The organism is Hydrogenophaga sp. (genome assembly GCF_041633695.1).
Lineage (GTDB): Bacteria > Pseudomonadota > Gammaproteobacteria > Burkholderiales > Burkholderiaceae_C > Hydrogenophaga.
This window is the reverse complement of record NZ_JBFJMY010000548.1, coordinates 1-2,507: the sequence shown is the minus strand read 5'-3', so window position 1 is coordinate 2,507 and position 2,507 is coordinate 1. Positions and strand designations below refer to the sequence as shown.

Sequence of the window (2,507 nt, the reverse complement as noted above, 5' to 3'; positions counted from 1 at the left end):
GCGGCGGGCCGACTCACGCAGATCCAGTCGCTGATGTCACAGATCAACGCCACCACCGATCAGAAGTCGGTGCTGGAAATCCAGGCCCGCATCGGCGCTGAAAACGCCCTGCTGGCACACGAGGTGTCGCAAGTACAGATGCTGCAGGGCATGGCCGACAGCGAAGAGCGCATTGCCCGATCTCGCGAGCGCGAACGGCAGCTTCAGATGCTGGGTCGCACCGGCAAGGTGGCTGACTTTCTGCCGTAAACCCGCCTGAGTCCCGCCGCCACCCAGACCCACCGGAGAACCCCATGAGTGCCATCCTGTTGTCAGGTAAAGCCGCCGCATGGCCAAAACGCCCCCCTGAACCTTCCACCGAGGCCGAATCGGCGCCATTCAACGCGAACCGCGACTGGGAAATCGACCGTGCGCTGATGCTCGAACGCTCGGAGCGCAGGGCCTGGCGGGTCGCGGTGGCCGGTTTGATTCTGGGCCTGATCGGCATCGCTGCCGTGTTCGTGCAGGGACCGCTGCGCCGCGTGGTGGAGATTCCCATCGTGGTGGACCGCGTCACCGGCGAAACCACCATCCAGCAGCGGCTGAGCGAAGAAACCATCCCCGCCATGGAGGCGCTGGACAAGCACAACCTGGCCGCCTTCGTGCGTGCACGCGAAAGCTACAGCTGGATGTTCCTGCAGCGCGACTTTGACCAGGTGGCGCGCATGGCCGTGCCGGGCGTGTTCGCCGAATACAACCGGCAGTTCGAGGGCGAAGGCGCGCTGCAGAAGAAGATCGGCGCGGCTGAAGAATGGCGCATCAACATCGTGGGGGTGCGCTTGCGGGCTTCCGGGCGCAGCGGCAACCTGAGCGACGCCACCGTCACCTACGACAAAGTGGTCCGTCTGACCGACCGCAACTTGCCGGACGTCACAACCCGCCACGTGGCCAGCATCGTCTTCCAGTACCAGCCCAAGGTGCTCGCCAAAGAAGCCGACCGGCTGGAGAACCCTTTCGGCTTCGTGGTCACCGCCTACCGGTCAGACCCCGAAATCAACACCCAGGCAGCGGGAGCACGGCCATGAAGCGCACTGTCTTGACGCTGCTGGCAGCCTGCGCCGCGTCTTTGAGCCTGTTCGCTCAAGCGAATCCGAAATCCGCCGACCCGCGCCTGCGCGACGTGGTCTACGACCCAACGGCAGTGGTGACCGTCCCCGTCAAACGGGGCATGGTGACCCTGGTGGTGCTCGCCCAAGACGAAGTGATCACCGAAGTGGCCGCAGGCCAAGGCGGCGATTGCAGTAAGGCCGATGCCGTCTGGTGCGTGGCCGCTCAGCCAGGGGGCCGTAACCTCTTCGTCAAAGCCAAATCCGGTGCGGATGCGCCCAACAACCTGGCCGTGGTCACGGACCGTCGCACGCATGCGCTGCGCTTCGTGGTCCTGCCCGACGGCGATCGGCAACAGCCGGTCTACCGCTTGACCGTCAAGGCGCCGGCACAGCCCAAGCCCGCCTCGGGCCTGTCAGCTAAAGACCTCGCAGCACTCGCCACCCTGCCCCCTTTGCCATACCAGCCGACGCCCCAACAGGTGGTGGCTGAACGACTGCAGGCCAGTCACACGGTGATGAACACCCAGTATTCGCTGGCCGAAGGTGCGGGCTCGCAAGACATCGTGCCAACCCTGATCTACGACGACGGGCGATTCACCTACCTGCGCTTACCGGGCAACCGCGAAGTCCCTGCGGTCTTTCATGTGCTCGGCGATGGCAGTGAAACCCTGGTCAATGCCCGGATGGAAGACGACCTGCTGGTGGTGGACCGCGTCAGCCGGCAACTGATGCTGCGAGCGGGCAACGCGGTCGTGGGCATCTGGAACGAGGCCTTTGATCTGGACGGCGCCCCAGCGGAAGGTGCGACCACCGTTCCGGGCGTGCAGCGGGTGCTTAAGGCTGCCAACGCCTCTCTTGACAACCGCCCCAACGGAGTCAGGCCATGAACGACCAAACCAACGCCCACAACCCGTCGACCGCAGATCCTGCGGACGGCAACACCATCACACCTTTGCCGGGAGAGCCCGGTATACCCCAGGTGACGGCCGCACGCAGTACCAACTGGTCGCGCAAGGGCGCGCTGGGGCTCGGCATGATGGTGTTGACCCTGGTGCTTTTTGCGGGCTTTGCCATCAACCGCTACCTCACCAGCGGACCGGCAACAGACCAAGACGCCAAGCTGGTGCGTGACAAACCCTCGGCCGCCAGCGCCGGTACACGCGCACTGGACATGACGGCACCACCCGCGCCGCGTGTGCCCGCTTTGCTGCCAACCACTGAGGCGGCTGAGCCCATTGGGGTGCGCAGCGGCGGGACTGCTGCGCCCAAAGGCCTCTCGGCCGACGATGCCGAAGTGATCGCCGTGCCCGAGGGATGCATCGTGTGTCCAGGTTTTATCGACATGCACGTGCACCTGCGCGAGCCGGGACAGGAGCACAAGGAGACCGTGGCTACGGGAACCGCGGCGGCCGTGGCTGG

The 2,507-nt window shown here is 65.3% G+C and carries 3 protein-coding genes and 1 pseudogene; all 4 read left to right on the top strand.

Going from position 1 to position 2,507, the window contains the following annotated elements; all coding sequences use genetic code 11:
* A partial coding sequence (locus ABYB95_RS21505) for a type IV secretion system protein (protein WP_372661737.1) occupies positions 1-249 on the top strand: 249 nt, incomplete at its 5' end.
* 44 nt (positions 250-293) lie between these two features.
* Positions 294-1,064, top strand: a complete 771-nt coding sequence (locus tag ABYB95_RS21500; protein WP_008904119.1) for a virB8 family protein — start codon at positions 294-296, stop codon at positions 1,062-1,064.
* Positions 1,061-1,975, top strand: a complete 915-nt coding sequence (locus tag ABYB95_RS21495; protein ID WP_008904118.1) for a TrbG/VirB9 family P-type conjugative transfer protein — start codon at positions 1,061-1,063, stop codon at positions 1,973-1,975. Before ABYB95_RS21500 ends, ABYB95_RS21495 begins: the two co-directional genes overlap by 4 nt.
* Positions 1,972-2,507: pseudogene (locus tag ABYB95_RS21490) on the top strand (hypothetical protein); the annotation flags it as partial. The gene ABYB95_RS21495 and the pseudogene ABYB95_RS21490, both read left to right, overlap by 4 nt.